The sequence below is a fragment of the Phyllobacterium sp. SL163 genome, from assembly GCF_049896885.1.
Taxonomy (GTDB): domain Bacteria; phylum Pseudomonadota; class Alphaproteobacteria; order Rhizobiales; family Rhizobiaceae; genus Phyllobacterium; species Phyllobacterium calauticae.
The window spans coordinates 86,140-108,805 of sequence record NZ_JAFCVE010000001.1; the positions used below are offsets into that span (position 1 = coordinate 86,140).

The window sequence follows — 22,666 nt, forward strand, 5'->3', positions numbered from 1 at the left end:
AGGTGTGCTGTCGCAGGCGGCCTCCATGACCGGCATTTTGCCGGTCCGGCACACCGTCTGCCCTGGTCGCTGCGAACACGCGGCATCCTGCCCTTGGCATTTCCACCAAGGGTGGGGTAAAGGTTCTGGCGCTCAACCGGCGCAAGCGACCTGAAAAAGCAAACTGAGGCGTATATGGCCGACCACGGTCAACAGACACGACCCGATCCTGACAAGCTGCTGGAGCTGGCCACACGCGAATCGCGCGGCAAGCTGACCGTTTTCCTCGGCGCGGCCCCCGGCGTGGGTAAAACCTATGCCATGCTGGTGCGGGCGCAACGCCTGAAGGAAGACGGCACCGACATCGTCATCGGCCTTGCCGAGACGCATGGGCGGGCGGAAACCGCCGAACTTCTTGACGGACTGGACGTGCTGCCGCGCAAGCAGATCGGCTACAGGGGCCGCACGCTGGAAGAATTCGACCTGGACGCGGCCCTGGCACGCAAGCCGAAAGTGCTGGTCCTTGACGAGCTCGCCCATACCAACGCGCCCGGCAGCCGGCATCCCAAACGTCATCAGGACATTGAAGAGCTGATCTGGCAGGGCATCGATGTCTGGACCGCGATGAATGTCCAGCATCTGGAAAGCCTGTCCGACCTGGTGACAAAGATCACGGGAGTGACCGTTCGCGAGACCGTACCGGATGTGGTCCTCAAGCGCGCCGACGAGGTGCTGCTGGTCGATCTGCCGCCGGCGGAACTGATTGCACGGCTGAAGGAGGGCAAGGTCTACCTGCCCGGCAATGCCGAACGGGCAGCGCGGGGTTTCTTCAAACCGGCCAACCTCACCGCCTTGCGCGAGCTTGCGCTGCGCCGTACCGCCGATCGCGTCGACGACCAGATGATCGACCTCTTGCGGCAAAACGCGATCGAGGGCCCGTGGGCCACCGGCGAGCGGCTTCTGGTCTGCGTCGGACCGGACAGCCTGTCCGAGAAGGTTGTCCGCACCGCAAGCCGCCTCGCCTCCGGCCTCAACGCCCGGTGGCTGGTGGTTTCACTGACCAAGACCAGCGATGCGGGCATGGACACGGCGGCAAACCAGCGGCTCGATGAAATCCTTGACCTGGCGGAAAGGCTAGGCGCGGAAACGCGGCGCGTGATCGCCCGGGACTTTGTCGACGAGATTTTCCGCATTGCGCGGCGCGAGAATGTGACACAGGTCGTACTCGGCCGCCCGAAAGGCAAGCGTTTCTCCAATCCGTTCCGGCGGTCGCTTCCCGACGAGATCGTCAAACGCTTCACCGATGTCGGCGTCCACATTGTCACCGGCGACGAGCAGGACAAGCCCTATGTGCCGCCGGCGCCGCAAAAGCGCTCGGCACGCGAACTCGCCATATCCATCGCCATTCCGATAGCGGCAACAGCCGTGACGACGCTTCTGGGGCTTGGCGCCAGTGAGATCGTCCACCCGCAAAACCTTTCCATGCTCTATCTCGTTGCCGTCATCCTGTCGGCGATGTCGAGCGGGCGTTTTGCCGCCATCATTGCCGCCGGCCTGTCGTTTGTTCTCTACAACTACTTTTTCATCGAGCCGGTCCACAACTTAAGCATAGCCAAGCCGCATCAGCTGTTTTCGCTGATCATCTTTCTTGGCGTGGCCCTGATGATCGGCGATCTCGCCGGGCGTTTGCGCGACCAGGTGGCGCGATCGCGCAATCAGGCAAAGAATACACAGGCGCTCTACGAATTCTCGCGCAAGCTATCGGGCACCGCCCGGCTGGACGATGTGCTTGTGGCTGCGGCCATGCACCTGCATTCAACGCTTGGAACGGGTGTGGTGATCCTGCTGCCGGAAGACGGCGACCTGTCGCTGCAGACCGCATGGCCGCCTGACATGACGCTCGACAATACGGACATGACCGCGGTGCGTTGGGCATTCGAGAAGAACGAACGGTCCGGGCATGACACGGGCACGCTGCCGCAGATCAGCTGGCAGTTTCTGCCGATCATGACATCGCATGGCGTTGCCGGCGTGCTCGGCCTTTCCATGACCGAGCACCCCGCCTCGCTGACGGAAAGCGAAGACCGCATGCTGGTCGCCATTCTTGATCAGACGGCGATCGCCATCGACCGCGCTCAGCTGGTGCGGGAAAATGCCAAGACGGCAGCATTGCAGGAAAGCGAAAAACTGCATGCAGCGCTGTTCTCCTCCCTGTCCCATGACCTGAAGACACCGCTGGCCTCGATCACGGGCGCCGTCACCACGCTGCGCGAGCTTGGCGGCCGCATCAAGCCGGAAAGCCACGACGATCTGCTGCTTTCCATCGAGGAGGAATCGGGGCGCCTGACCCGTTTTGTCTCCAATCTTTTCGACATGACCCGGATCGAAGCCGGCACACTGAAGGTCAAGCACAGCCCTGTCGATGCGGCGGATATTATCATTTCATCGGTCGAGCGCATGAAGCGGCTCAAACCGGGCGTCGCCATCGAGATCAGCATCGCTCCGGACCTTGCCACCGTCAGCGGGGATTCGTCCCTGCTCGGACAGGTGCTCTTCAACCTGCTCGACAATGCAGCGAAATATGGCGGCGACAGCCCGATCACCATCTACGCAAAGCAGGATGCGACGGAGGTGGCAATCAGCGTCACCGATCAGGGCAAGGGCATTCCGGCAAGGGACATCGACCGCATCTTCGAAAAGTTCTACCGGCGCGTCAAAGGCGATGGCCGGGCGGCGGGAACCGGCCTCGGCCTGTCGATCTGCCGTGGCTTTGTTGAGGCCATGGGCGGGACGATCAAGGCGGAAAGCCCGGCAATCCGCAAACGCGGCACGCGCTTTATTATCCGGCTACCTATTTTCGATGCAACCGACAGCGGAGATGCGACACCATGAACGAGAACCGCATTCTGGTTGTCGACGACGAGCCGCAGATCCAGCGTTTCCTGCATCCGGCATTGACGGCATCGGGCTATGACGTCATCTCCGCCGCCACGGGTGCGGATGCGGAACGGCTGATCGCCACCAGCGCGCCCGACCTTGTCATTCTCGACCTTGGCCTTCCCGACAAGGACGGCAAGGAGGTCATCAAGACCGTGCGCGCCTTTTCCGAAGTGCCCATCATCGTCCTGTCGGCGCGCGACCGGGAAGTCGAAAAGATCGCCGCGCTCGATCTCGGCGCCAATGATTACGTGGAAAAGCCCTTTGGCATCGGCGAACTGCTGGCGCGCGTGCGCACGGCGCTGCGTCAGAAAGTGGCGGGAACCAGCGTTCCCTCGCGCTTTGAAAGCAACGGCCTTGTGGTCGACATGGTCAAGCGGGCGGTGACGCTCAGGGGCGAAGCGGTGCATCTGACCCGCAAGGAATACCAACTGCTGGTCCACCTTGTCCTGCATCCCGGACTTGTCGTCACCCATCGCCATCTCCTGGCTTCGATCTGGGGAGCGGCCCACGTGGAAGACCTGCATTATCTCAGGGTTTTTGTCGGACAGTTGCGCGCCAAGATCGAGGAAGATCCCAACCATCCGCACTTCATCCGCACCGAGCCGGGGGTCGGTTACCGGTTCATCGCGGAATAGGGTTCGGCCGCGCCCCGAAGTCCCTATCGACAACGGTGCCAAGCTTTGACAAGCTTCGGTCAATTCAGCAACAGATTCGGGAAACGCCCATGACCTCCTTCAGCGCGACGGTTCTATGGAACCGTGCTCCAGATGCCGCATTTACCGACAACAAATACAGCCGCGCCCATGTCTGGCAGTTCGACGGCGGCGCTGAGGTGCCCGCTTCGTCATCGCCGCACATTGTCCGGCTGCCCTATTCCGCCGCGGAGAATGTCGATCCCGAGGAAGCATTCGTCGCCTCGCTTTCCAGTTGCCACATGCTGTTCTTCCTGGCGGGCGCGGCCAAGGGCGGCTTCGTCGTCGATGAATATCGCGACGCGGCAAGCGGAGAACTCGGCAAGAACGAACAGGGCAAGCTGTTTGTCAGCAAGGTCGTGCTGAAGCCGCATGTCCGCTATGCCGGCGCGGCGCCGGACCGGGCAACGGAAGAACACCTGCACCACGAGGCGCATGAGCAATGCTTTATCGCCAATTCCGTCCGCACCGATATCAGCGTCGACCTGGGTTAAGGGGAAAACATCATGTCAGACCTGAAAATCAGCGACGCTGTCAACACCACCTGCCCCTGGTCGGGCGATCCGATCAGCGAAGACAGCCTCACACTTTACAAGGGCGCGGTTGTCGGCTTCTGCAACCCCGGCTGCCGCGACAAGTTCGAGAAAGCCGTCAATCACTTCGAGGAAGCCCTGGCGCGCACGTTGACAAATCCGGCCATCGGTATTACTTAAGCATATGCTTAACCAACAAACCTCACTCGATCTTATGTTTCAGGCGCTGGCGGACCCGTCCCGGCGCGTCATGGTGGAACGGTTGAGTCGCGGCCCGGCCTCGGTCAGTGAACTGGCGAAGCCTCTGACCATGTCCCTGCCCGCCGTGGTGCAGCATCTGCAGGTTCTCGAGAACAGCGGCCTGATCCGCACGGAAAAGGTCGGCCGCGTGCGCACATGCCACATCGAATGGACCGCCATGCGAACGGCCGAACAATGGATGGATGAACGGCGCAAGTCATGGGAGCGCCGGCTCGACCGGCTGGGCGAGTTTCTCGCCGAAGACGGCAATCAATGACCGGAGCGAAAGCATGACGAAGAGATCTGTCAAACACGATACGTTCACCATCGAGCGCAGCTATGCGGCCGCCCCGGCACGCGTCTTCTTTGCGCTCAGCGACAAGACCGCCAAGAGCAAATGGTTTGCCGGCCCCGATGACTGGGGCGTCGCCCGGTTCGAGATGGATTTCCGGATCGGCGGCCGCGAGACCAACAGCGGCGGACCGAAAGGCGGACCGGTGCATAGGTTCGAGGCCATCTATCAGGACATCGTCCCGGACCAGCGCATCATTTACAGCTATGACATGTATCTCGATGACAAGCGTATTTCCGTCTCGCTGGCGACGATGGAGCTCAAGCCGGAGGGCACCGGGACAAAACTGATCTTCACCGAGCAGGGCGCCTTTCTCGACGGATATGACGAGCCGGGACAACGCCAGCGTGGCACGGAAGAGCTGCTCGACGCTCTCGGCGCATCGCTGAAAGGCGCGCCTGTCAACGCCTGACGGGGCGTCTCCGGCCTCAGACCGGATCGCCGGAACCGGTAACGATGGCTTCGGCCGGTTCCGCATTCATCCGCCCCTGCCGCTTCAGCTGCTGTTCGCGGAAGAAGATGAACAGGCCTGACGCCACGATAAAGCCTGAACCGATCAGCATGGGCAGGCGCGGCACGTCACCAAACACCAGCCAGCCGAACACGATGGCCCAGAACAGAAGCGTGTATTGCAGCGGCGCAACGGTTGCCGCATCGGCCATCTTGAGCGCACGGTTGACGAGCATGTGCGCCAGCATGGCGACAACACCGAGCACGGCGAGCATAACCAGATCTCTGGGGCTGACCGGCTTCCAGTCAAAATAAAGCGAGGCGGCGCCCGCAAGGCCGGCACCGACGATCTGCCAGAACACCAGCGTCGTATCGGGCGTGCCGCGCAGCGAACGGCCGAGCAGCAGCATGAGGGCGAAGGTCATGCTGCCCAGAATCGAAATGATGGCCTGTGGCGTGAGAGCCTGCGACGACGGCTCCAGGGCAATGACGACGCCGATGAAACCGACGATGATGGCGCTCCAGCGGCGCCAGCCGACGGGCTCCTTCAGCACGAACGGCGAGATCGCGGCGACATAGATCGGGGCGGCCAGCCAATAGGTCATGACATCGGCCAGCGGCAGATAGACGACGGCAAAGTAGAAGGCGAAAATCTCCGCGGTCGACGCGGCAACACGGGCAAGCTGCAGGACCGGGCGGTCCACCTGCAGGATTTTCTTCGGTCCCGAATACCAGAGGAATGGCGCGAGAATGATCAGGGCGGCGACACTGCGGACAAAGACGACCTGACCGACGGAATAGGTCGATACCAGCCATTTGCCCATCACATCGTTCAGGGCGAACATCAGCATGCCCAGCAGCATCAACAGGATGCCGGTGCGCGCGAGGGATGATTCGGGCGTTCCGGAAAGGGCAACCGGGCGGGCAGACATGGGAGCTTCCTCGATTCTGATCTTTTTCAGAATGGTTTGATCGATTTTCTCGCGCTAATCCAGTCGAAAACAGCAAACGCCGCGTCCGCTCGTGAAATAGTCTCCGGCGAGGACAACCTACCTATTTTTGCCAGGGGCGGTGCTCTGGCACAAATCCGAATTCGGGACTATAGATTTGCACAGACTGTCATGTCTGTTCAGAGAAAGAATGCGCTCATGCCACAGGTTTCGCAGCTGTTCTTCAAATCCGCGACGATCTTGTTTCTACTGGGTATCATCATGGGGCTGCAAATGGGGCTATCGGGCGATCATACCGCCTTTCCCGCCCACGCCCATCTCAATCTTCTCGGTTGGGTCAGCAGCGCGATATTCGGCACTTACTACGCGCTCAACCCGGCAAAGGCCGCCGGACGCCTGCCAATGCTTCAGTTCATCGTCTACACCGTGGGTATCGTTGTGATGATACCGCCGCTGTATTTCCTGTCGCTTGGCAATGCCGCGATGGAACCGCTGGTCGGCATCGGCTCGATGATCGTGTTCGCCGGCGTGCTTTTGTTCACGGCGGTGGTTTTCTCGCGACAGGCCTGACAAGCAGCCCAGGGTCTGGACCCTAAGGCAAAAGCTTTTCCAGCTGCACCGCGCAGTCACGAAGGGGCAGCGCGCTCTGGCTGGCCTTGGCCATGGCCATGGCGCCGGAATAGGCGGCAATCACCAGCGTGGCCAGCGCTCCGGCCTGCCGGGCTGCGAGTGCCGGATCGTCATCCTGGAATCTCTGTGCAAGCACCCCAACCCAACGCTCAAAGATGGCGTTGGACGCATGGCGAAAATCAGGATCAGCCAGCGAAAGCTCCATGGCGAGATTGTTGAGCGGGCATCCCGTCACCGCCTGATTACGCTCCAGTTCGCCTGCCACCGCGGAAAAAAACGCCAGGACGCCAGTCTTCGGCCGGTCTGCCCGCAGCACGGGCTCGATCGCGGTTGCGTTGACCTCGCGCGCCACCCGTTCTTCTATCACGGCCAGCCCCAGGGCCTTCTTGGTGGGGAAATGATGATGCAGGGCACCGCCCGTCGCCCCGGCCGCCTGAACGACATCCTGAACGCTCGTCGAATGATAGCCACGCCTTTGGAAAAGGTCCTCTGCCACGTCGAGGATGCGTGAACGCATTCCCTGCGGATCATTGACCCTCTTCGGCTTTCCGATCGAATCCTGTGCCATCTCAGCCCCTTCATGCCGCCACAGACTAACAAGTTGACAAAAACAGGACAACCGGTTTTATTAAAAACAGGATGACCGGTCTGGTTTATGGGGAAGGATTGAACGAAATGCCCGAATTGGAGCAACCAAAGGCTGTTCGGCGGACCGAAGCGGCGGGGAGGCATTTCAGTTCCATCGTCGAACTCAGGCGCTATACGCTGCATCCCGGCCGCCGTGACGACCTCATCGACCTGTTCGACACCCATTTTCTGGAAAGCCAGGAAGCCTGCGGCATGACCGTCATCGGCCAGTTCCGCGATCCCGATGATCCCAACGCCTTTGTCTGGCTGCGTGGCTTTGAGGACATGGCAACCCGGCACGGGGCATTGACCGCGTTCTATGACGGTCCGGTCTGGAGCGCGCATCGCGACAGGGCAAACGGCACCATGATCGATTCCGACAATGTACTACTGCTTCACCCCGCCGAATCATCCAGCGGGTTTGCACTTCCCGCCGCCCGGCCGGTATCCCCGACGGAAGCCGCTTCACCGGCGGTGTTTCAAGTGGTCACCTATCAACTCAAGCGGCCTGCGGACCAGGGCTTCCACAGCTATTACAGCATGTCCGTCGCACCGCTCCTGCAGGGACGAGGCGACAATCCGGTTGCCGTCTTCACATCCGAGTACGGCGAGAACACGTTCACCCGGCTCCCCGTGCGGCAAAATGAAAATGTCCTGACGGTCTTTTCCCGGTTTGACGATGAGTCCGCTCACAAAACCCACAGGGCGGCACTGGAGAACGACGCGGCATGGTTGTCGGAGCAGACACGGCTTGCAGCCTATCTCACCGGCAAGCCAGTGGTGACACGCCTGCTGCCGACTGCGCGCTCGCGGCTGCGCTGAAGCGGCAACCATGTGCCGTGGACAAAATTCTGAAATCACTGAAGATTTGGTGGAGCCAAGCGGGATCGAACCGCTGACCTCTTGCATGCCATGCAAGCGCTCTCCCAGCTGAGCTATGGCCCCATTCCATTAGCCGGTTTCGGCTAAGCCGGATAAATCCGGCTGGACAGTCGAACGGTTGGGAACCGTTCCGAGGCGGGTACATATCGCCCGCCGCAGAGAAGATCAAGGTCTATTCGCCGGATATTTCCGTTATTTTTCGGAAGAGCGAAAGACCTTGTTCAAAATCAGTTTTCATCGTCTTCGCCGATGCCGCCGCCGAGGATATCGGTAACGTCGTCATCTTCGTCTTCCTCGTCTTCGGCAAGGAACGTGTCGTCATCATCGGCATCGTCGACGTCCACATCGACGTCATCGCCCAGATCCGGCACGTCGCCATCGACATCGCCATCGGCTTCTTCGAGCGAAACGAATTCCGGCTTTTCCAGAACGACATCGAGTTCTTCGGTCTCGACCTCTTCCTCTTCCTCACGCACGGAAGGAACAGTCGAATCAAAATAGCTGAGCGGATAGCTCTTGCCCGTATAAGGGGAGACGATCGGATCGCGGTTCAGATCGTAGAATTTCTGACCTGTTTCAGGGTCGACTCGCTTGGTACCAAGTTTTGGATTTACCACGTTATGCCTCGTCTTCTGGCTGCGCCTGCATCCGGTATGCCATCGTCCAACCGTTTATGCCAGCGCTCATCAAATGGATTTCTGGTCCCATAAACGCAATTCAGCGCATTTGTCAAAGCCAAAACGACGCGAGATTGCCGTTCGGCCGAACTATGCATTTGCGAGATGACCGGACGAACAAGCTGTGTTAGGAACGCCGACGCCTACAGGCTCGAGATGAAACACCAATTTTCCTTGTGATTGATCGTACTCATGTCCCATTCCGCATTGCCCAAGCCCGCCACCGCCCGCCGTTCCAAGGCCCTGTCCGGAGATATCCGGATTCCCGGAGACAAATCGATATCGCATCGCTCCTTCATGTTTGGCGGCCTTGCCTCGGGCGAGACCCGCATCACCGGACTGCTGGAAGGCGAGGACGTGATCAACACCGGCCGCGCCATGCAGGCCATGGGTGCGAAAATCGCGCGGGAAGGCGATGTGTGGATCATTCAGGGCACCGGCAATGGCTGCCTGCTGCAGCCGGACGCGCCGCTCGATTTCGGCAATGCCGGCACGGGTGCCCGCCTCACCATGGGCCTTGTCGGCGTCTACGCAATGGAAACCACTTTCATTGGCGACGCCTCCCTGTCCAAGCGCCCCATGGGCCGCGTGCTCAATCCCCTGCGGGAAATGGGCGTTCAGGTGACCGCATTAGACGGTGACCGCATGCCGCTGACACTGCGCGGCCCCAAGGTTGCCGCCCCCATCACCTACCGGGTTCCGATGGCTTCGGCACAGGTCAAATCAGCCGTGCTGCTGGCGGGCCTCAACACACCGGGCATAACGACGGTCATCGAACCGGTCATGACGCGTGACCACACGGAAAAGATGCTGCAGGGGTTTGGCGCCAATCTTTCCGTCGAAACCGACAAGGACAATGTCCGGCACATCCGCATCGAGGGCCAGGGCAAGCTCACCGGCCAGATCATCGACGTGCCCGGCGATCCGTCGTCGACGGCGTTTCCGCTGGTGGCGGCACTGCTCGTGCCCGGCTCCGATATCACCATCCGCAATGTGCTGATGAACCCGACCCGTACGGGCCTCATTCTGACCCTGCAGGACATGGGCGCCAGCATTGAGATCCTCAATGCCCGCCTTGCCGGCGGCGAGGATGTCGCCGACCTGCGCGTGCGCGCCTCCGAGCTGAAAGGCGTGATCGTCCCGGCTGACCGGGCGCCCTCGATGATCGACGAATATCCCGTGCTCGCCGTCGCGGCGGCCTTCGCGACCGGCGAGACCGTGATGAACGGCCTCGAGGAATTGCGGGTCAAGGAATCGGACCGCCTGTCAGCCGTTGCCAACGGCCTCAAGGCCAATGGCGTCGATTGCACGGAAGGCCCGGAAACCCTGAGCGTGCGCGGTCGTCCGGATGGCAAGAACCTCGGCGGCGGCACGGTCGAGACCCATCTCGATCATCGCATTGCCATGAGCTTCCTCGTCATGGGCCTCGTCGCGGAAAAACCCGTTACCGTCGATGACTCCACCATGATTGCCACGAGCTTTCCGGAATTCATGGACATGATGCGCGGCATGGGTGCCGAGATTTCCGTGCAGGAAACACCAGCCTGATACCGATGAGCGCGCTTTTTTCCGCCCTGACGGTTTACGCCCTTTACATGATGTCGAGCGTTCCGTTTGTCGTCTGGGCGGGACGAAGCGCCTATCGCGGCACAATTTCCAGTGGATCATCGCAGCCATGGCCCGGCATTTTGAGTTCGATCATGCGGGTCGTTCTTCCTTTGCTCCTGATCTTCCTCTATGCGTGGAATGTCTCCGATGGTTCCCGGCCGGATGTGTCCGTGCCTGCGGCTGCGGGAACAAGCGATTGGATGCCCTATCAGTTTCTGCTTCTGCCGCCCGCGTTCGGATCAATCGTCGGTTATGGCATAGGCTTCCTCATGGGCGCAAAGGCAAGAAACAGAGAGCGATGATCGAACCTGCTGTCCATGTGCAGACTGCGTTGACAACGGCTCCCCTGCAGGCAGGGAGTGCCTGATGTTTTTCCTGCTCACCTCCCTGGTCATTGTTGGCGTTGCCTACGCCATTGAACGGTTTGCGCTGAAAATTCGCTTCGGGCTCTTCGCCCTGTTGTTCTGGCTGTTCGTCTTCCAGTTTGCCCTGATATTCGCCATCGATGCGCTGCTGCAGAACATGTCCGCCTATCTGCCGGCATGGCTTTCCGCACTGGCGACCACGGTAGGCGGGTTCGCGTTCGTCACGATCGGCATCACGCCGCTGATCACGCTCGTCCTTGCCGCGGCCTATCTGCTGTTCGCCCTTGGCAACTGGCTGTTTGACCGCGATGAAAAGGACGATATCCACGCGCCGGCGCCGTCTTTCACCATCGCCATCGACGGACCGGCTGCATCGGGAAAAGGCACGCTGGCCCGGCGGATTGCCGATTATTACGGCTATCATCATCTTGATACCGGGCTGACATACCGCGCGGTTGCCAAGGCGCTGCTCGACCAGAACATGGCGCTCGACGACGAATTTCTGGCGGAAAAGGCGGCACGCGGCATCGATCTGTCCAAACTCGACCGGGCAGCCCTGTCCACGCATGATGTGGGCGAAGCGGCTTCCAAGGTTGCCGTCATGCCGGCGGTCCGGCGGGCGCTGGTTGCCGCCCAGCAGGCATTTGCCCAGCGCTCCCCCGGCACCGTGCTCGACGGGCGCGACATCGGAACGGTGGTCTGCCCGGACGCGCCGGTCAAACTTTACATCACCGCCTCCCCGCAAGCACGGGCGAAGCGGCGGTTTGACGAAATCAAATCGACGGACGGCAGCGTCCAGTATGAGGAGATTCTGGCCGATCTGACCCGCCGCGACGCCCGCGATATGGGCCGCACCGACTCGCCGTTGAAGCCCGCTGCCGACGCGCACTTGCTAGATACGACGGAAATGGATATAGAGACCGCGTTTCTTGCTGCCAAAAAACTGATTGATCAGGCTTTGGTGGGAAACAGGCATTAAACCAGCATCTGCTACCAGTCCATGCACCGGATTGCCCGCATAGGGCGGATTGGCCCGCAGATGAACCGTAACACGAACCACCGGTGCTGTGTCCGATGACGATGTCCGGACACACCAGGAGTATTTATGTCTCAAGCCAATCCAACGCGCGAAGATTTCGAAGCTCTTCTCGCCGAGTCCTTTGCCACCAATGACCTTGCTGAAGGTTATGTCGTCAAGGGCCGTATTGTCGCCATCGAAAAAGACATGGCGATCATTGACGCCGGCCTCAAGGTTGAAGGCCGCGTACCGCTCAAGGAATTCGGCGCGAAAGCCAAAGACGGCTCGCTGAAGCCAGGCGATATCGTTGAAGTCTACGTCGAGCGTATCGAAAACGCCCTCGGCGAAGCTGTTCTGTCGCGTGAAAAAGCACGCCGCGAAGAGAGCTGGGTCCGTCTTGAAGAGAAGTTCAACCGCGGCGAGCGCGTCGATGGTGTCATCTTCAATCAGGTCAAGGGTGGTTTCACCGTCGATCTCGACGGCGCCGTCGCCTTCCTGCCGCGTTCGCAGGTCGACATCCGTCCGATCCGCGACGTTACCCCACTGATGCACAACCCGCAGCCCTTCGAAATCCTCAAGATGGACAAGCGTCGCGGCAACATCGTTGTTTCGCGTCGTACCGTTCTTGAAGAGAGCCGTGCTGAACAGCGCTCTGAAATCGTCCAGAACCTTGAAGAAGGTCAGGTCGTTGAAGGCGTCGTCAAGAACATCACCGATTACGGTGCGTTCGTTGACCTCGGCGGTATCGATGGTCTGCTGCACGTGACCGACATGGCATGGCGCCGCGTCAACCATCCGTCGGAAATCCTGAACATCGGCCAGACGGTCAAGGTTCAGATCATCCGCATCAACCAGGAAACACATCGTATTTCGCTCGGCATGAAGCAGCTCGAAAGCGATCCTTGGGATGGTATCGGTGCAAAGTACCCGATCGGCAAAAAGATCACCGGTACGGTTACGAACATCACCGACTACGGTGCATTCGTCGAAATCGAGCCAGGCATCGAAGGCCTTATCCACGTTTCCGAAATGTCCTGGACAAAGAAGAACGTGCATCCGGGCAAGCTGCTCTCGACCACGCAGGAAGTCGAAGTCGTTGTTCTCGAAGTGGATCCGGTCAAGCGCCGCATCTCCCTCGGCCTCAAGCAGACCCTCGACAACCCATGGACGACCTTCGCAGACAAGTTCCCTGTCGGCACGATCGTCGAAGGCGAAGTCAAGAACAAGACCGAATTCGGCCTGTTCATTGGCCTCGACGGCGATGTGGACGGCATGGTTCACCTCTCCGACCTCGACTGGAACCGTCCGGGCGAACAGGTCATCGAAGAGTACAACAAGGGTGACGTCGTCAAGGCGCAGGTTCTCGATGTTGACGTCGAGAAGGAACGCATCTCGCTCGGCATCAAGCAGCTCACAGGCGACAAGGTCGGTGAAGCGGCAACCTCGGGTGAACTGCGCAAGAACGCCGTTGTAACTGTTGAAGTCACCGGCATCACCGATGGCGGCCTCGAAGTCCGTCTGGTTGACCACGATCTCGACTCGTTCATCCGTCGTGCGGATCTTTCCCGCGATCGTGACGAACAGCGTCCGGAACGCTTCACGGTTGGCCAGAAGGTCGACGCCCGCGTCATCGCCTTCGACAAGAAGACCCGCAAGCTGCAGGTCTCCATCAAGGCGCTGGAAATCGCTGAAGAGAAGGAAGCCGTTGCACAGTACGGTTCGTCCGACTCCGGCGCTTCGCTGGGCGACATCCTCGGTGCCGCTCTGAAGAAGCAGGAAAAGAACTAAGCTTCTCCTGACGTTCTGATTGAAACGAAACCCGCCGGTCCCAGGACCGGCGGGTTTTTCTTTGCCGTTTTCAGATCGTGTCGAACTGGATCAGGATGAAGACGAGCTGACAGACAAGCGCCAGGCTGAGGAACAGCCACTGCATCCTCTGCTCGCGCAGATAGGCAGCAGCGCCGCAGACACTGATCAGGAAAAGATTGCGCAGGGGATAGACAGGCCCGAGCGAATGAAAATGCTCCCGGCCCTTCATCGCCGTGTCGGCGAAATCGACCAGGAAGATCGCCATCAACAGGCCGAAGAACCAGGCACGCCGCGACATGAAGTAGTTTTCGTAGCCGGAATACCCGTCCATACTGTCGGGAAAGAGCATGCCGCAGGCCAGAAAGTGCAGGCTGGCGTAAAAAATGACGAAGAGGTAGGCCTCGAACTTCCACACCAAAGTCTGGTGCAGGTAAAATTCAAACCACCAGAAATGCACCACGGTCAGAAAGGTGAAGAATACCCAGCCAAGATGAATCGGATAAATATTCTTGCGCAGCGGATGCTGAATGATGCGGGCGACACCGGTGAGAAGCCGGGAAATACTCAGACCCAAAATGATACCGATGATCACACGCACATGGGTAAAGACTTCCGGGCTCGGAATATTGCCGTCCATTGTATGCTCCCCCGCAATTGACCGATTCTGACCGGTCCTGGGGCATGCTACCCAAGTCTTAACCCGAAGCAAACCTCGGGAAGATTTATTCGGCCGAGAATTGTACTTTCATGGTCTGCGGCGTTGCTGCCCCTTTCGCGAGATAGGGAAGAATGTCATCCAGCGGCAGGCGATGGGAGACAAGCCTTGCCATGGTTCCGTTGTCGCGCTGCAGTATGGCCAAGGCATCGGGAATATTGCGGTTGAGCGAATGGGAGCCGACGAGACTGATCTGGCGGCGGAACATTTCGAACGGGGCGATCTGAATGCGTGCGTCCGGCGCGCTGACCCCGAAAACCAGCGCCGTTCCGCCATCGGCCGTGTAGGCGATCATCTCTTCCACCACCTTGGCGATACCCGTTGCATCGGCGACAAAATCAAACGCCTTGGCCTGTTTCCCAAGCGCAGCCGAGCCGGATATCATCGGCTTGAGGCCAAGCGATTGGGCAAAGCTCAACCGGTCCTCATTGATGTCGACAACGCTGACATCCTCGATACCCTCCGCTTGCAGCGACAGGGCCATCAGCAAGCCGATCGGGCCCGCGCCAAAGACAAGGGCGTTTTTGGCACGTACGGCATGGGCATTGCCGAGCCCATTGAGCACGCAGGCCAGCGGTTCGGCAAGCGCTGCAATGTGAAAAGGCAGATGGCCGATGCCATGCAGGTGCGCGGTGTTGACCGTACTGTACTGCGCGAAGCCGCCGTTGCGCGAGACGCCATAGGCTTCCAGGCTGTCGCACAGATTGGTCAATCCCTTGCGGCAGGACCGGCAGGTGCCGCAGGGAATGTTGGGATCGATGGCCACGCGGTCGCCGGGACGCACATCCGTGACATCGTCCGCGACCATTTCGACGATACCGGCATATTCGTGGCCGGGAACAAGCGGAAAGGCGCCGTTGCCGTATCGCCCATGCAGCACGTCGATATCTGTATGGCACAGACCGGATGCCATCACCCGGACCAGCGCATGGCCGGGCGCAAGTTCCGGCTCTTCGAGATCGGCGAGACCGGCAATGCCCAGGCCAGTGAATTGAATGGCTTTCATGGCAAATCCATCCTGTTGTTGCAGGGAGCGCTGGCTTGCGGTGTGCCGTGGCCCGCACATCCCATGCGGGCCACGGCGGGAGGCTATTTGATGTAGCCGGCGCGGGTCATGATCTGCTCCACCTGCCGCTGCCCGGAATCCAGCGCCTGGTCGACGGTTTGCGTGCCCGCGAGTGCCGACGATATCAGCTGGCCGACCGTCGTACCGAACGCCTGGAACTCGGGAATGGCCACGAACTGCACACCGGTATAGGGCACAGGGTCTTTCGTCGGCTTTGTCGGGTCGGCCGCCATGATGGATTTCAGGACCGTTGCGGCAAACGGCGCGGCCGTCTGATAGTCCGGATTGTCATAGGTGGATTTGCGCGTTCCCGGCGGAACCGCAACCCAGCCTTCACTGGCGGCAACCCGCTTGACGTACTCCTTCGACGTCGCCCATTTCAGGAAGGATTTCGCCGCGTCGACTTTCTTCGACGTGGCGGGAATGGCCAGGGTCCAGGCCCAGGACCAGCCGGCGCCATTGGGTGTCACCTGAACGGGTGCCCGCGTGAACGCCACCTTGTCCGCCACCTTGCTTTGCTTGGGATCGAAAACACGGCCGGCCGCCGATGTCGCATCGATCCACATGGCGCAGTGGCCTGTGGCAAACAGCGCCTGGTTTTCATTGAAGCCGTTCGAGGTCGCACCGGGCGGGCCGTACTTCTTCATCAGGTCGACATAGGTCGCAATGGCTTCTTTCCACGGCGCCGAGTTGATCTGCGGTTTCCAGTCCATGTCGAACCAGCGCCCGCCATAGGTGTTTATCATGGTTCCGAGGAACGCCATGTTCTCGCCCCAGCCGGCCTTGCCGCGCAGGCAGATGCCATACTGCTCCTTCGACGTGTCGGTCAGCTTGGCGGCAAACTGCTTGATCTGGTCATAGGTGGGCTGATCCGGCATGGTCAGGCCCGCCGCATCGAAGAGATCCTTGCGGTAGAGCGTGAACGAGCTTTCCGTATAGAACGGGACCGCATAGAGCTTGCCGTCGACGGTCAGGCCCTTTTTGATCGGATCGAGCAGATCAGCGTAATCATAATCGTCACCGAGGTCATCCACCGATGCCAGCCATCCGGACTTGCCCCAGATCGGCTCCTCATAGCCGCCGATGGTCAGGATATCGAACTGGCCGCTTTTGGTGGCAATATCGGTGGTCACACGCTGACGCAGCACGTTTTCTTCCAGGACCACCCAGTTGAGCTTGTTGCCGGTCGCCTTCTCCCATTCGGGCGACAATTTCTGCATCACGATCATATCGGCATTGTTGACGGTCGCGATGGTCAATTCTTCTGCAGACGCAGTGCTGGCAAGAGCGCCGGTGGCGGCGGTCATGAGCAGCAGGTGCGTTGCCCTCCTCAAGGTAACGCTCATTCTCTCCTCCTCCAAGGTTAAGTCTACGAACTTTACGCACGTAAACTTAAAATAAGTCATACCAAAATATTCGCAGGTCTGTATACAAGAATCTGCAGGACGGATTTCTGCCGAAGCAGTGACCTTCCCCATGGCTGGCGTGCCTCCACGATCGCCGGCTGGGAACATTGCCGGGTGCCGAACGTTACAGGAGCGAAAGTTTGACATGATCCAGAATTGTTGTGGTTCAATCAAAAACTTGACGCATGTGATCGGCTCTGTAAATTTTTGATTGGCCTCGCGGATTGCGGGTGCCAGGCATGCAAACGGAAAGACCGATGAAATTGTCTCAGGACATTTTCTTCACAAGCACGGCGATGTCTCCTAAAACAGGCGAATCGGTCGTGAAAAGGGAATGCACGCGGTGAAAAAGACGATCAGAACAATGGAAGACTTTTCCGCGTTTGTCGGCCTGTCGCGGCCCACCGTGTCGAAATACTTCAACGACCCCAACTCCGTGCGCAAGAAGACCCGCGACATCATCGAGGCCGCCGTCAAGCAGTCCGGCTTCCGCCCGAATATTTTCGCGGTCAATCTCAATCGCCGCCGCACCAATATTCTCGGCATCATCATCCCGAATTCAACCGATCCGTTCTACACGGCCCTGACCCGCCGAATCGAAGGCATCGCCGAACAGGCGGGTTATCTCGCCTTCGTTCTCAGCTCCGACGGCAAGCCGGAACTGGAAGAGCGCGCCATCGAAACCTTCAAGTCGATGAATGTCGCCGGGTCGATCATCGCGCCGCTCGGCGTGCAGTCGCACCAGGAAAAGCTGCTGAAACTGGGTGAGTCCATTCCCATGATCTATGTGGACTCACCGCTCGATACGGTTTCGCCCTTCGTCGGCACCAACAACCGGCAGAGCTTCCAGCTTATTGTCGATTATCTCACCCGTTCCGGCGATGCGCCGTGCTATTTCGGCATGCCACCGGTCAACAGCAACGCATTTGAACGGCGTGAGGCCTATTGCGAGGCGATGGACAGCCTGAAGCTCGAGCCGCGCGTCATCGAAGTGGAACAGGCCGCCGACTGGGATTTCGAGAAATCCGCGTTCGATGCCACGACCCAGATCCTGCGCGATGGCGGCTTTCCCACCAGAACCGTGCTCTGCGCCAATGACCGTGTGGCTTTCGGCGTGATTGCCGCCGCCTTCCAGGCCGGCGTGAAGGTCGGGCGCGGGGACGATTGCGATCTGCGCGTTGCCGGCCATGACGATCAGCCCCTGTCGCGCTACATGTGCCCACCCCTGACGACGGTCGCCCAGAACTACAACGAGATCGGCAGGCTGGCGGCGGCCCTGTTGTTCCATAAGCTCGGTGAGCATCAGGACTCGAAATTCGAACTGCCTGCCAATGAGCGGATATTGCTGAACGCCGAGATCATGCTGCGCATGTCAGCCTGATGCAAAACTTGTCGCGCGTAAAGATTTATTTGTTGACACGGAAATAATAGGGCTTATCTGTTTGTGCCGAGCGCATTGACGATTCAAGCGCGAGACAACAGGCAGACAGCGACATGACGGTTGACGTGACCCCTTCCTCCCTGGCCCCGGAGAGCCTTGGCCCGACGATCACGGTTGGCGAAATCCTCGTCGAGATCATGGCCACGACGATCGGCAAGGGATTCCTCGACGCTCAGCCGCTGATCGGACCTTTTCCAAGTGGTGCGCCGGCTATCTTTATCGACCAGGTGGCCAAACTCGGCGGACAGGCCGGTATCATTGCCGCGGTTGGCAATGACGATTTCGGGCGCCTGAATGTCGAACGGCTCCGCCGGGACGGTGCCGATGTCTCGGCCATCGCCGTCAGCCCCGATTATCCGACGGGCAGCGCCTTTGTCCGCTATGCCGATGATGGCACGCGCGATTTCGTCTACAACATCGCCCGCAGTGCCGCAGGCAATATCGACCTGAACGACAGCGCCAGAGCCCTGATTGGGCGGGCCGGACATTTGCATGTCATGGGATCCGCCCTGTCGATCCCGGCGGTTTGGCCGATCATCGACTATGCCCTCCGGGAGATCAAGCAACGCGGCGGCACGCTTTCGCTCGATCCCAATATGCGCAAGGAACTGGCCGCCGGTGACGAGACCGGACGCCAGTTCAAGACGCTCGTGGCGGCGTGCGACCTGCTCCTGCCATCGGGCGACGAGCTTTTCGTGGCCTGCCCGGCCGCCACCGAAGACGAAGCGATCAAGGAGCTCCTCGCCTCCAGCATTGCGGAAATCGTGGTGAAGCGCGGCCAGCATGGCTCGGCGCTGTACACCAAGGCGGACAGTGTCAGCCGCCCGGCATTCCTCGTTGATGAAATCGATCCAACCGGTGCCGGCGACTGCTTCGGCGCCACCTATCTCACCTGCCGCCGTCTCGGCCATGCAGCGGCACAGGCGCTCGATTACGCCAATGCCGCCGGCGCCCGCAACGTGACCCACCGCGGCCCCATGGAAGGCACGTCGACCTTCCCGGAACTCGACCAGTTCATCGCTGCGACACCAAGGAAGTAAGATGTTCAAGTCCCTCGCCCAGTTGGCCACGGCGCACCGCAATGGTGACAATGCCGGCATCACATCCGTCTGCTCCGCCCATCCGCTTGTCATCAGGGCGGCCCTGCGCCGCGGCAAAAAGCACGGACAGATCGTCCTCATCGAGGCAACCTGCAACCAGGTCAACCAATATGGCGGCTATACCGGCATGACGCCGGTCGATTTCGTCGTCTTCGTCGAAACGATTGCTCGCGAAGAAGGCTTTGACCGCACCAATCTCATCTTCGGCGGCGATCATCTCGGCCCCAATCCATGGCGCAAGCTGCCGGCGGAAGAGGCCATGGCCAAGGCGGAAGCCATGGTCATCGACTATATCCAGGCCGGCTTCACCAAGATCCATCTGGACGCCAGCATGGGCTGCGCCGGGGAGCCGCCGGCGCTCGATGACGAGGTCACAGCCCAGCGCGCCGCACGGCTCGCCAAGGCCGCCGAACAGGCGGCAGCGGCAAGCGGCTTCGCCCTGCCCAATTACATCATCGGCACGGAAGTCCCGGTTCCGGGCGGCGCGGACCATGAACTCACTGAGGTCACGCCCACCAGCCCGGATGCGGCGCGCCACACCATTGCGGTTCACCGCGCACGCTTTGCCAGCGAAGGACTTCAGGCTGCCTTTGACCGCGTCATCGGTATTGTCGTGCAGCCCGGCGTCGAATTCGGCAATGAGAATGTCGTCGAATACAGGCCGGATCAGGCCGTGGCGCTGACGAAACTCTTGGCGCATGAACCGCAATTCGTGTTCGAAGCCCATTCCACCGACTACCAGACGGTGCAGTCGCTTTCCGCGCTCGTGCGCGACGGATTTCCAATTCTCAAAGTCGGCCCCGGCCTGACCTTTGCACTGCGCGAAGCGCTCTACGGGCTCGACCTGATCGCGTCGGAACTCGACACATCCTATGGCGAACGCTCACTCGCCCGCGCCATGGAACGCCTCATGCTGGAAAAGCCAGGGCATTGGGCGTCGCACTATCATGGAGCGGACGATGCCCTGCATGTTCAGCGCCACTACAGCTACAGCGACCGCATCCGCTATTACTGGACCGAGCCGGAAGCCATGCAGGCCGTCAGCACGCTCATGGCTGCTCTTGCGGGGCGTGACATCCCGGAAACGCTGCTGCGGCAGTTTTTGCCCGATCTTGCCGTTCATCCCGCGGACCGCAGCAATCCGGAAGCCATCCTGATTGCCGCCGTCGACCGTGTGCTTGCGGATTATTCCGCTGCCTGCGGCTGGTAACGGGCACCCGGCACACTTCCGTCCGGCCAAGCGCGGCAACGCGCCGCGAGACCTGCTGTCGATCCACCCTTTGCCTTCGCGGCAAAAGGCTTTAAACAGCAGGGGAATATTGGACGATTTCCATAGGAGTGCCAGATGACAATCACAAAGCCAAAACTTGTCACGATTTTCGGGGGTTCGGGTTTTGTCGGTCGTCACGTCGTGCGGGCCCTGACCAAGCGTGGCTATCGTGTTCGCGTCGCCGTGCGCCGGCCCGACCTTGCTTTCCATTTGCAACCCCTCGGCGGCGTCGGCCAGATCCAGGCCGTTCAGGCCAATCTGCGTTACCGCTGGTCGATCGACCGCGCCGTTGCCGGGTCCGATCACGTCATCAATCTCGTCGGTATTGCCTATGAAAGCGGCGCCCAGCGCTTCAGCACCGTGCATGAATTCGGCGCCCGCGCCGTGGCCGAGGCTGCGCGCGCTGCCGGCGTTCCGCTGACCCACATGTCTGCGCTCGGTGCCGATGCGCACTCGTCCTCGCTTTATGCCAGCACCAAGGGCCGCGCCGAAGCGGCCGTGCACGAGACATTGCCCGATGCGGTGATCATCCGCCCGTCCATCGTGTTCGGACCGGAAGATGATTTCTTCAACCGCTTTGCGGGCATGGCGCGCATCTCGCCCTTCCTGCCGCTGCTCGGTGGCGGCAAGACCCGGTTCCAGCCGGTTTATGTCGGCGATCTCGCAGAGGTGTTTGCCCGCTCCGTCGATGGCTCACTCAATGCCGGACAGGTCTATGAACTCGGCGGTGCCGAAGTGCTGACATTCCGCCAGTGCCTGCAGGAAACCCTGCGCATCATTGGACGCAAGCGCATCCTGGTCTCCATTCCATGGTGGGTTGCCAAGCTTCAGGGCTCCGTTCTCGGCCTTCTGCCGAAACCGCTTCTGACCAAGGACCAAGTGGTGCTGCTGCACAAGGACTCCGTCGTGTCCGAAGCGGCAAAGAGGGAAAATCGCACGCTGGAAGGCCTCGGCATCCAACCGCAGACGATCGAGACGATCCTGCCGTCCTATCTCTGGCGCTTCCGTGCGCAGGGACAGTATTCGAGCCAGAAACCCGCCTGATTCCGGCGGTACAGTTCCAAACAAAAACCCCGGCTTCGACCGGGGTTTTTTGTCTTCCTACTTCGCCAGGATAAGCGCGATCAGGCCGACCGTGCCGACGATCACCCGCCAATAGGCAAACAGCGCAAAGCCGTGCCGCGAGACATAGTCCAGAAGATACCGCACGACGAAGACGCCCGATATGAAGGCTGCGACAAAGCCGATGGCGATCAGCGATGCATCGTTGAGTGTCAGCACATCGCGGTTCTTGAAGAGGTCGTAGGCAAAGGCGCCCGCCATGGTCGGCATCGCCAGGAAGAACGAGAACTCGGCCGCCGAGCGCTTGTCTGCGCCGAGCAGGAGCGCGCCGACGATGGTCGAGCCGGACCGCGAGGTTCCGGGGATCATGGCGAGGCACTGAATGAAACCGATCTTCAGGCAGAGCGACAACGGATAGTCCATGACATTGGTGTAGCGCGGCTTCAGGTCCAGCCGGTCCACCCAGAGCAGAATGATGCCGCCGACAATCAGCATGATGCAGATCAGCATCGGCGATTCAAACAGCACCGCCTTGATGAACCCATGCGCCAGCACGCCGATGACGACGGCCGGCAGGAACGCGACGAGAATGCCGGCGACGAAACGCCGGGTGCCCGCATCGCCAGGAAGGTCCCGGGCAATTTTCATGAGGCGGCCGAAATAGACGGTGAGAATGGCCAGGATCGCCCCCAGCTGAATCAGAACCTCGAATGTCTTGCCGTTTGATTCAAAGCCAAGGAAGCGTCCGGCCAGCAGCAGATGCCCTGTGGAGGAGACCGGTATAAACTCTGTTAACCCTTCCAGCAATCCGAGAAAAAGGGCTTCGACAATTGTCTGCGATTCCATGATTATGA

At 60.2% G+C, this 22,666-nt stretch carries 23 protein-coding genes and 1 tRNA gene; 16 read left to right on the top strand and 8 right to left on the bottom strand.

Annotated elements, in window-relative coordinates:
- Nucleotides 1-174: 174 nt before the first annotated feature.
- From ACP7B1_RS00400 to ACP7B1_RS00425, 6 genes are all read left to right on the top strand, one after another.
- On the top strand, nt 175-2,871 hold the full coding sequence (locus ACP7B1_RS00400; protein WP_346306141.1) for a sensor histidine kinase KdpD: 2,697 nt from the start codon (nt 175-177) through the stop codon (nt 2,869-2,871).
- The gene (locus ACP7B1_RS00405; protein ID WP_346306140.1) at nt 2,868-3,554 is read left to right on the top strand and encodes a response regulator transcription factor; all 687 of its coding nucleotides are present in this window, start codon (nt 2,868-2,870) and stop codon (nt 3,552-3,554) included. Before ACP7B1_RS00400 ends, ACP7B1_RS00405 begins: the two co-directional genes overlap by 4 nt.
- 89 nt (nt 3,555-3,643) lie before the next feature.
- On the top strand, nt 3,644-4,105 hold the full coding sequence (locus ACP7B1_RS00410) for an OsmC family protein (RefSeq protein ID WP_346306139.1): 462 nt from the start codon (nt 3,644-3,646) through the stop codon (nt 4,103-4,105).
- Between the two features lie 12 nt (nt 4,106-4,117).
- On the top strand, nt 4,118-4,324 hold the full coding sequence (locus tag ACP7B1_RS00415) for a glutathione S-transferase (RefSeq protein WP_346306138.1): 207 nt from the start codon (nt 4,118-4,120) through the stop codon (nt 4,322-4,324).
- Nucleotides 4,325-4,328: 4 nt separating this feature from the next.
- Complete coding sequence (locus ACP7B1_RS00420; RefSeq protein ID WP_403179550.1) at nt 4,329-4,661, top strand: ArsR/SmtB family transcription factor; 333 nt, start codon at nt 4,329-4,331, stop codon at nt 4,659-4,661.
- Between the two features lie 13 nt (nt 4,662-4,674).
- Complete coding sequence (locus tag ACP7B1_RS00425) at nt 4,675-5,148, top strand: SRPBCC family protein (RefSeq protein ID WP_346306136.1); 474 nt, start codon at nt 4,675-4,677, stop codon at nt 5,146-5,148.
- Between the two features lie 16 nt (nt 5,149-5,164).
- Here ACP7B1_RS00425 and ACP7B1_RS00430 read toward each other — a convergent pair whose 3' ends face one another.
- Nucleotides 5,165-6,118 (bottom strand): DMT family transporter, encoded by a 954-nt coding sequence (locus ACP7B1_RS00430; RefSeq protein WP_346306135.1) that lies wholly within the window; start codon nt 6,116-6,118, stop codon nt 5,165-5,167.
- Between the two features lie 216 nt (nt 6,119-6,334).
- On the opposite strand from ACP7B1_RS00430, the gene ACP7B1_RS00435 reads away from it, so the two are divergent.
- Nucleotides 6,335-6,706: a hypothetical protein gene (locus ACP7B1_RS00435; protein ID WP_223614153.1), complete on the top strand. Its 372-nt coding sequence runs from the start codon at nt 6,335-6,337 to the stop codon at nt 6,704-6,706.
- Nucleotides 6,707-6,728: 22 nt separating this feature from the next.
- Here the strand turns inward: ACP7B1_RS00435 and ACP7B1_RS00440 are convergent, their stop codons facing one another.
- Nucleotides 6,729-7,334: a TetR/AcrR family transcriptional regulator gene (locus ACP7B1_RS00440; protein ID WP_346306134.1), complete on the bottom strand. Its 606-nt coding sequence runs from the start codon at nt 7,332-7,334 to the stop codon at nt 6,729-6,731.
- 107 nt (nt 7,335-7,441) lie between these two features.
- On the opposite strand from ACP7B1_RS00440, the gene ACP7B1_RS00445 reads away from it, so the two are divergent.
- Entirely contained in the window at nt 7,442-8,215 is a 774-nt protein-coding gene (locus ACP7B1_RS00445; RefSeq protein ID WP_346306133.1) for an NIPSNAP family protein, read from the top strand.
- Between the two features lie 47 nt (nt 8,216-8,262).
- Here ACP7B1_RS00445 and ACP7B1_RS00450 read toward each other — a convergent pair.
- Nucleotides 8,263-8,338 (bottom strand) — tRNA-Ala (locus tag ACP7B1_RS00450).
- 164 nt (nt 8,339-8,502) lie between these two features.
- The gene (locus ACP7B1_RS00455; protein WP_346306132.1) at nt 8,503-8,892 is read right to left on the bottom strand and encodes a TIGR02300 family protein; all 390 of its coding nucleotides are present in this window, start codon (nt 8,890-8,892) and stop codon (nt 8,503-8,505) included.
- 252 nt (nt 8,893-9,144) lie between these two features.
- Here ACP7B1_RS00455 and aroA point away from each other — a divergent pair, with 252 nt between their 5' ends.
- The 4 genes from aroA to rpsA all read left to right on the top strand — a co-directional run bounded on the left by aroA (nt 9,145) and on the right by rpsA (nt 13,731).
- Entirely contained in the window at nt 9,145-10,500 is a 1,356-nt protein-coding gene (aroA, locus tag ACP7B1_RS00460; RefSeq protein WP_346306131.1) for a 3-phosphoshikimate 1-carboxyvinyltransferase, read from the top strand.
- A 5-nt stretch (nt 10,501-10,505) separates the two neighbouring features.
- Complete coding sequence (locus ACP7B1_RS00465) at nt 10,506-10,862, top strand: hypothetical protein (protein ID WP_346306130.1); 357 nt, start codon at nt 10,506-10,508, stop codon at nt 10,860-10,862.
- A gap of 385 nt (nt 10,863-11,247) precedes the next feature.
- Entirely contained in the window at nt 11,248-11,904 is a 657-nt protein-coding gene (gene cmk / locus ACP7B1_RS00470) for a (d)CMP kinase (RefSeq protein ID WP_346306167.1), read from the top strand.
- Nucleotides 11,905-12,030: 126 nt separating this feature from the next.
- Nucleotides 12,031-13,731 (top strand): 30S ribosomal protein S1, encoded by a 1,701-nt coding sequence (gene rpsA, locus ACP7B1_RS00475; protein WP_091879198.1) that lies wholly within the window; start codon nt 12,031-12,033, stop codon nt 13,729-13,731.
- 70 nt (nt 13,732-13,801) lie between these two features.
- Here the strand turns inward: rpsA and ACP7B1_RS00480 are convergent, their stop codons facing one another.
- From ACP7B1_RS00480 to ACP7B1_RS00490, 3 genes are all read right to left on the bottom strand, one after another.
- Nucleotides 13,802-14,389: a hypothetical protein gene (locus ACP7B1_RS00480; RefSeq protein WP_346306129.1), complete on the bottom strand. Its 588-nt coding sequence runs from the start codon at nt 14,387-14,389 to the stop codon at nt 13,802-13,804.
- 85 nt (nt 14,390-14,474) lie between these two features.
- Nucleotides 14,475-15,473 (bottom strand): zinc-dependent alcohol dehydrogenase family protein, encoded by a 999-nt coding sequence (locus ACP7B1_RS00485; RefSeq protein WP_426136217.1) that lies wholly within the window; start codon nt 15,471-15,473, stop codon nt 14,475-14,477.
- Nucleotides 15,474-15,556: 83 nt separating this feature from the next.
- Entirely contained in the window at nt 15,557-16,840 is a 1,284-nt protein-coding gene (locus ACP7B1_RS00490; RefSeq protein ID WP_346306166.1) for an ABC transporter substrate-binding protein, read from the bottom strand.
- A gap of 433 nt (nt 16,841-17,273) precedes the next feature.
- Here ACP7B1_RS00490 and ACP7B1_RS00495 point away from each other — a divergent pair, with 433 nt between their 5' ends.
- The 4 genes from ACP7B1_RS00495 to ACP7B1_RS00510 all read left to right on the top strand — a co-directional run bounded on the left by ACP7B1_RS00495 (nt 17,274) and on the right by ACP7B1_RS00510 (nt 21,794).
- Nucleotides 17,274-18,320: a LacI family DNA-binding transcriptional regulator gene (locus ACP7B1_RS00495; protein ID WP_426136220.1), complete on the top strand. Its 1,047-nt coding sequence runs from the start codon at nt 17,274-17,276 to the stop codon at nt 18,318-18,320.
- 113 nt (nt 18,321-18,433) lie between these two features.
- Entirely contained in the window at nt 18,434-19,420 is a 987-nt protein-coding gene (locus ACP7B1_RS00500; protein ID WP_346306127.1) for a tagatose kinase, read from the top strand.
- A gap of 1 nt (nt 19,421) precedes the next feature.
- A complete protein-coding gene (locus ACP7B1_RS00505; RefSeq protein ID WP_346306126.1) occupies nt 19,422-20,690 on the top strand; it encodes a D-tagatose-bisphosphate aldolase, class II, non-catalytic subunit in 1,269 nt (422 codons plus the stop codon).
- Nucleotides 20,691-20,825: 135 nt separating this feature from the next.
- Complete coding sequence (locus tag ACP7B1_RS00510) at nt 20,826-21,794, top strand: complex I NDUFA9 subunit family protein (RefSeq protein ID WP_346306125.1); 969 nt, start codon at nt 20,826-20,828, stop codon at nt 21,792-21,794.
- Between the two features lie 57 nt (nt 21,795-21,851).
- On the opposite strand, the gene ACP7B1_RS00515 is transcribed toward ACP7B1_RS00510, so the two are convergent.
- Nucleotides 21,852-22,658: an undecaprenyl-diphosphate phosphatase gene (locus ACP7B1_RS00515; RefSeq protein ID WP_346306124.1), complete on the bottom strand. Its 807-nt coding sequence runs from the start codon at nt 22,656-22,658 to the stop codon at nt 21,852-21,854.
- Nucleotides 22,659-22,666: the final 8 nt, after the last annotated feature.